This window comes from Glutamicibacter sp. AGC46, from assembly GCF_053543715.1.
On sequence record NZ_JBLVOJ010000025.1, the window covers coordinates 756,054 to 762,485 of the forward strand.

The following is a 6,432-nucleotide window of genomic DNA, read 5'->3' on the forward strand; positions in this document are numbered from 1 at the left end:
GGGCCCCGCCGCGGGATGCAACTGGCCCAGGAACTCGGCCTGCCGCTGGTCACCATCATCGACACCACCGGCGCCGAGCTCTCGGTGCAGGCAGAGGAAGGCGGGTTGGCCGGAGAGATTGCCCGTTCGCTCAGCGAATTGATCGGCTTGCGGTCCCCCTCGGTGTCGGTGCTCCTCGGACAGGGTACCGGCGGCGCCGCACTGGCGCTGCTGCCGGCGGACCGGACCATCGCAGCCCGCAATTCCTGGCTCTCGCCGTTGCCGCCCGAGGGCGCCAGCGCCATCATGCACCGCAGTACCAGCCATGCCCCGGATATGGCCCGCCAGCAGAAGATCGGCGTTGCTTCGCTGTGCGACTTTGGCCTGGTGGACCACGTGGTGGACGAGTTCGATGACGCTGCCACCCGGCCGCGCGAGTTCTGCCAGGAACTCGGAACGGCTATTGCTGCGGAAATCTCCCTGGCCCTTGCCATTCCCGAGGCAGATCGGTTGGAGCGCCGGCAGAAAAAGTTCCAGAACTTGGGACAAGCCTCCAGCTAGTTCCGCACTGGGACACCGGGCCGGTCCGGCAACGGCTGCTGGACCGGCCATTGGCATGCCTGCCACCGCCACTGCCGTCTCGCCGGGCCGGCCGGCTGCACCCTGCAGGCACGTGGAAGTTCAAGGATCAGGCTTCCTGCCCAAATGCCGGCCGCCCTGCGTAGAGTGGGACTCGACAGGAACTACCCACCGAGGCGGACTATGCGCGAGCACAAATCGATGATCGATACGGCCAAGGACATCGCGTCCGGCGCCCACGAAGGACAGGTCGACAAGCTCGGCGCCGCGTATATCGAGCATCCGGCACGAGTGGCCGGGCACGCGCGCGACCTCGGCGGTTCGCCAGAAGCCATCGCGGCCGCCTGGTTGCATGATGTGATCGAGGATTGCGACGTGAGCGCGGCGGACCTGCGTGCCGCTGGCATTCCCGACACGGTCATCATGGCGGTGGAACTGCTGAGCAAGCGGCCCGGGCAGAGCCTGGAAGAATATTGCGCCGGGGTGCGCGGCAATGCGCTGGCCTTGCTGGTCAAGGAAGCGGACCTGGCCGATAACACCGACCCGGAACGCACAAGCCAGCTGGATCAGGCTACCCGGCAACGGCTGGCCGAGAAATACCAGCGCACCCGGTCCCTCCTGGGTCTCTAGCAAGGCACCGAGTCCTGGGTTCACCCCGGGTCCCGAGGATTCATGCTCCCGCGCCTGCCCGGAAATAGCTCCTTGACTCGAACTTCCAAGCTCCCCGCCGCGCACGGCCAGCACTTCTTCGCCGGCATCCGGTGGCGGCACCTGATCACCGCGCAGAACTCGGAATGCTGGATATTTCCCGCAGCCCCCTTGCAATCGGGCGCCATTGGGCAAGACTTGGACTATGGCAACAGGCAGAAGCACAGTGTTCGAAAACCGCAGCCATGCCGGCGCCGCGCTGGGCATGAAGCTGTCCACCCTGCTGCCCGCCGGCGAGTACACCGTGCTGGGTTTGCTGCGCGGCGGAGTGCCCATCGCTCATGAAGTGGCCAAGGCCCTCGGGGCCACCCTGGGCGCGGTGGCAGTGCGCAAGCTCGGGGTGCCCCGCAATCCCGAACTGGCATTCGGCGCCATGGCCCGGTACGGGACTGGCAGCGCTCGCCACATCAACGAGGCGATCTACCGCCGGGCTCCGCAGTATTTCGGCAAGGACGAACTCGAATCCCTGGAACGCGGTACCGGTGCCGACCTGCGGGCCCTGGCCGGCACCTTCAAGGACTACTGCCCCGATCTGGCCGGGCGCGACCTGCTGCTCTGCGATGACGGAATGGCCACGGGCGCCACGATGAAGGCCGCGCTGGATCTTATCCAGGGCCTGGCTCCCGCCTCCATCACGCTGGCAGTTCCGGTGGCTTCGCCTGGAACGGCTGCCGAATTGGCACCCCGGGTCAATGGCATCTGCCAACTGCTCACCCCGGAAAATTTCACTGCCGTCGGAGCCTTCTACGAGGACTTCGGGCAAGTGGGCCAGGACCAGGTCCTGGAAATGCTGCGCTCCGCGCGGTGAGGTCCCAGGACCGCAGCCCGGGACATTGCGTCCAAGTTCCGGGTTAGCCGGTGGCACCGGTCAGCTTCACGACCGAACACATCCAGCCCCGCACGGGCAAGGGCCGGCAAGGAGGAATCCAGCGTCATTCCCCGCTCCCGGCTCCAATTGCGCTTGCCGGTCCTGCTGCCCCGGTGATCTCACCCCTGGTGCGCCGAAACCGTTACCGGGCGCCACGAGGCAAATGCCAGCACCGTACCGACCACTCCGATGCCGACCAGGACCAGAGCCGCACCCCACAGGCCGATCGAAGCGCCCAGGGCGCCGGCCACCGGATAGGTCAGCAAGAAGCATGCATGGGACAAGGAAAATTGCGCGGCAAAAACACCGGGGCGGTTTTGCTCGGTGCTGTTGCGGCGCAGCAGCCTCGACGAGGGCGTGAGGATAGTTGCGGTCGCCGCACCCAGGGCCAGCCACAGGCCAAGGAGCCCGGCCCATTGGCCAGAACCCTCGCCCCAGCCGATCACAGCGGCACCGACGAACAGCAGCAGCGGCATCATCACGGCGCCGGCGAGCATCACGCTGCGGTCTTCGAATCGCTCCAGCAACCCCGGCATGCCCAGTGCCACCGCCATCGAACCTGCACCGTATGCTCCGAGCAGCAGCGCCACATCCACCTGCGAGCGGCCCAGATCCCCCTTCACCAGCACCACTGTGTTGACGATGACCATGGCGGAGATCGCGGCGACCACCAGATTCAGCGCCATCAGGCTGCGCAGTTCCCGTGCCGCCCAGAATGCCCGGGTTCCCCCGGTGAGGCGATGGAAGAAGAGCGACTTCTGGGGCGGCGGGATCGCCGGGAAGCGCGTCGCGGCAACAAGCAGAGCAGACGCGGCAAAGCCGAGCACGGTCCCGGCGAAGAGGTTGTGGTAGCTGGTGACGGTCAGCAGCGCGGCCGCCAGCATCGGGCTGGCCAACGACTCCATGTCATAGGCCAGCCGCGACAGCGACAAGGCCCGGGTGTAATCCCGCTCATCGGGCAGGATCGAGGGAATGACCGCTTGGAACGCGGGGGTGAAGGTCGCCGATGCTGATTGCAGTACGAAAATCAGCACATAGATCTGCCACGCTTCGCTGGCGAATGGGAGGCAGAGCGCCACTAGTCCACGAATGATGTTGGACCCGATGAGCACGGGTTTGCGCGGAATATGGGAAACCAGGGCATTGGCCACAGGAGCAACGGCCACATAGGCGACCATCTTCACAGTCAAAGCCAGCCCAAGCACTAATCCCGCGTTGCTGCCGGCAATATCGAAAGCCAGCAGGCCCAGGGCAACGGTAAGCAGGCCCGTGCCCAGCAGCGCAATCATCTGGGCGCTGAAAAGCTTGGCGTACGCCTGGTCCCTGAGTACTGCGAGCATCTTTGCCGACTCCCGTATCTTTTGCCGCTAGCCTTGCGGGGCTTCGTGGTGCAGCGGCAGCTGTCCGTTGGATACCGAATGCTCCGCCTGCTTGATCGCTTCGCTGACCAGACGCGCCGGGTGCTCATCGGTGAGGCTGTACAGGACCTTGGTTCCGTCCTGGCGCGTGGTCACCATGCGCGCCATGCGCAAACGGGCCAGGTGCTGGGATACCCCCGAAGGGCTCTTCTCGACCAGCTCCGCGAGCGCGTTGACCGAGAGCTCACCGGCACGGCGCAGATGCAGCACAATCCGGATCCGGGTGGCATCGGACAGCAAGCCGAAGACTTCCGCGGCCAGCTCCACGAAATCCGAGGAAGGATCCGGAGCATAAATCTTATTATCTGCATGCATGCTAATAGACTAATACTCTCGCCCGGTATTACCTAGGGCACACCGGAAATATTCCGCGTCCGACTGGAACTAGAATTGGAGCCATGACTGCAACGCTCGTGGCCAAGGACCTGACTGGCGGCCACGCCCACCGAACCCTCTTCTCGAATCTGAACTTCACCGCCGCACCCGGTGATGTCTACGGCGTAGTGGGTGCCAACGGCGCTGGCAAGTCCACATTGCTCTCGCTGCTTGCCGGGGCCGCGGCCCCGCAGGCCGGAACGGTGAGCACCGCCCCGGATTCTGCGTTCATCGGCTGGATGCCCCAGGAACACGACCGCGTTCCAGGTGAAACCATCACCGCGTATTTGGCCCGCCGCCCCGGTTGCGCCGCCGCCACCACCGCCATGGAATCCACCGCCGAAGAACTTGGCAGCGGCAAGCCCGGTGCGGATGACGCCTACACTGCTGCATTCGACCACTGGATGGCCTGTGGCGCCATGGATCTGGAAGACCGCATCCCCGAGGTGCTGGCCAAGCTCGGCTTCACCCTCCCGGTAGAAACCGAGATGACTGCCCTGTCCGGCGGCCAGGTAGCCCGCGTGGCTCTGGCAGCCCTGCTGCTCTCCCGCTTCGATGCGGTGCTGCTCGATGAACCGACCAATGATCTCGATCTCGAGGGCCTGGAGCATTTGGAGCATTTCATCAATTCCCTGCGCGCGCCGGTGATCCTGGTATCGCATGACCGCGAGTTCCTCTCCCGCTGCACCACCGGCATCATCGAATTGGACCTGGCCCAGAACCAGGTAGCCACCTATGAAGGCGGCTACGACTCGTACCTTGCCGAACGGGCCATCAACCGCACCCATGCCCGTGAGGCCTACGAGCAGTTCGAGAACCAGAAAGCCGATCTGGTCTCCCGCGCCCGCACCCAGCGCGAATGGTCCTCGCAAGGCGTGCGCAACGCCATGCGCAAGGCGCCGGACAACGACAAGATCCGCCGCCGGGCCAACTCCGAGTCCTCGGAAAAGCAGGCCGCCAAGGTGCGCCAGATGGAATCGCGCATCGCCCGGCTCGACGAAGTGGCCGAACCGCGCAAGGAATGGGTCCTGCAGTTCTCCATCGCCGCGGCTGAGCGCGGGTCCTCGGTGATGTGCACGCTCAACGAGGCCTCGGTATCCCACGGGGACTACGCTTTCGGACCGGTTTCGGTGCAGGTCAACGCCGGGGACCGGATTGGCATCACCGGCCCGAACGGAGCAGGCAAGTCGACCTTGCTGAACCTGCTGCTGGGCAAGCTGGCCCCGCACAGCGGCTCGGCATCCCTGGGCAGTTCGGTGAATATCGGAGAAATCGACCAGGCGCGCACCCAGCTGCCCGGCGACCTGCCACTGGGCGAAGCCTTCGAACTGGAAGTGCCCGAGTACTCCGCCGCGGAGGTGCGCACCCTGCTTGCCAAGTTCGGCTTGAAGGCCGACCAGTCCTCGGCCCTGGTGGATTCGCTCTCCCCCGGCGAGCGAACCCGCGCATCCATGGCGCTGCTCCAGGCCCGCGGGGTGAACCTGCTGGTGCTCGATGAGCCGACCAACCACCTGGACGTACTGGCCATCGAACAGCTCGAAGAAGCCCTGGAAGCGTACACCGGAGCACTGCTGCTGGTCACCCATGATCGGCGCTTGCTGGAGAATGTGCGACTGGACGCCCGATGGGAAGTTGCACAGGGTCAACTAACGGCCCATTTCTAGGGCCTCACTTGGGCACTTATTGCACTGGCAAGTTCACAGCTATCCAACGTAGGATTGGCACTATGGGAGCCGAGTTTTTCAGTTCTTTCGACTGCGAGGTCGACGCCTAGTACCCAAGGATATTTTCTTGAGCAGCACTGCAACACTCCATCCCCAAGGGCCAACGGTCAAGCCGGGCGACCCCAAGAGCTTCTTCCACGTCAAGAAGTTGGTCACCGAAGCTGGACTGGTCGGCCGCCGCCGCGGGCACTATCTCGGGTTGGGCATCGTGCTGACGGTGCTGCTAGCCGGTACCGTTACCGGTTTCATCCTCCTGGGCGACAGCTGGTTCCAGTTGCTGATGGCCGCAGCCTTGGGCCTGCTGCTCACCCAATTCGCGTTCCTGGCGCACGAGGCGGCACACCGCCAGATCCTGGCTTCGCACAAGCGCAATGACAAGCTGGGCCAGTTCCTGGCCAATATCGTCGTGGGCATCAGCTACCAGTGGTGGATGAACAAGCACAACAAGCACCACGCCACCCCCAATACCGTGGGCAAGGATCCGGACATCGAGTGGGACACCATCTCCTTCCAGACCGAGGACGCCAAGCGCCAGCGCGGCCTGCTCAAGTGGATCACCAACCGCCAGGGCTACCTGTTCTTCCCGCTGCTCACCCTTGAGGGCTTGAATCTGCATATGCATTCGATCAAGTACCTGTTCAAGGCCGGCCGGGTCAAGAACCGCAAGCGCGAGATGACCGGCATTGCACTGCGCATCGCCATCTACCTGGCGATCGTGTTCTACTTCCTGCCAGTGGGCATGGCTTTCGCCTTCCTCGGCGTGCAGCTGGCAGTCTTCGGC

The 6,432-nt window shown here is 64.5% G+C and carries 7 protein-coding genes; 5 read left to right on the forward strand and 2 right to left on the reverse strand.

Features of this window, described 5'->3' with window-relative positions; translation table 11 throughout:
• The 3 genes from ACNPM8_RS18385 to ACNPM8_RS18395 form a co-directional block, all read left to right on the forward strand.
• Positions 1-540, forward strand: a 540-nt coding sequence (locus tag ACNPM8_RS18385; RefSeq protein ID WP_448940417.1) for a carboxyl transferase domain-containing protein, incomplete at its 5' end; no start/stop codon positions are given.
• Positions 541-741: 201 nt separating this feature from the next.
• Positions 742-1,188, forward strand: coding sequence for an HD domain-containing protein (locus ACNPM8_RS18390; RefSeq protein WP_426734814.1), 447 nt, complete (start codon positions 742-744; stop codon positions 1,186-1,188).
• Positions 1,189-1,411: 223 nt separating this feature from the next.
• Positions 1,412-2,074, forward strand: coding sequence for a phosphoribosyltransferase (locus tag ACNPM8_RS18395; RefSeq protein WP_426734815.1), 663 nt, complete (start codon positions 1,412-1,414; stop codon positions 2,072-2,074).
• A gap of 179 nt (positions 2,075-2,253) precedes the next feature.
• Here the strand turns inward: ACNPM8_RS18395 and ACNPM8_RS18400 are convergent, their stop codons facing one another.
• Both ACNPM8_RS18400 and ACNPM8_RS18405 read right to left on the reverse strand, forming a co-directional pair.
• Positions 2,254-3,474: an MFS transporter gene (locus tag ACNPM8_RS18400; protein WP_448940418.1), complete on the reverse strand. Its 1,221-nt coding sequence runs from the start codon at positions 3,472-3,474 to the stop codon at positions 2,254-2,256.
• Between the two features lie 27 nt (positions 3,475-3,501).
• Positions 3,502-3,867 (reverse strand): ArsR/SmtB family transcription factor, encoded by a 366-nt coding sequence (locus ACNPM8_RS18405; RefSeq protein WP_105658020.1) that lies wholly within the window; start codon positions 3,865-3,867, stop codon positions 3,502-3,504.
• A gap of 83 nt (positions 3,868-3,950) precedes the next feature.
• On the opposite strand from ACNPM8_RS18405, the gene ACNPM8_RS18410 reads away from it, so the two are divergent.
• A complete protein-coding gene (locus ACNPM8_RS18410) occupies positions 3,951-5,591 on the forward strand; it encodes an ABC-F family ATP-binding cassette domain-containing protein (protein ID WP_448940419.1) in 1,641 nt (546 codons plus the stop codon).
• Positions 5,592-5,718: 127 nt separating this feature from the next.
• Positions 5,719-6,432, forward strand: a 714-nt coding sequence (locus ACNPM8_RS18415; RefSeq protein WP_448940420.1) for a fatty acid desaturase family protein, incomplete at its 3' end; no start/stop codon positions are given.

Bases quoted from the DNA above. Each gene is read 5' to 3' on its own strand.
- ACNPM8_RS18395 (WP_426734815.1), top strand. From the start codon at position 1,412: ATGGCAACAGGCAGAAGCACAGTGTTCGAAAACCGCAGCCATGCCGGC.
- ACNPM8_RS18410 (WP_448940419.1), top strand. From the start codon at position 3,951: ATGACTGCAACGCTCGTGGCCAAGGACCTGACTGGCGGCCACGCCCAC.
- ACNPM8_RS18390 (WP_426734814.1), top strand. From the start codon at position 742: ATGCGCGAGCACAAATCGATGATCGATACGGCCAAGGACATCGCGTCC.
- ACNPM8_RS18400 (WP_448940418.1), bottom strand. From the start codon at position 3,474: ATGCTCGCAGTACTCAGGGACCAGGCGTACGCCAAGCTTTTCAGCGCC.
- ACNPM8_RS18405 (WP_105658020.1), bottom strand. From the start codon at position 3,867: ATGCATGCAGATAATAAGATTTATGCTCCGGATCCTTCCTCGGATTTC.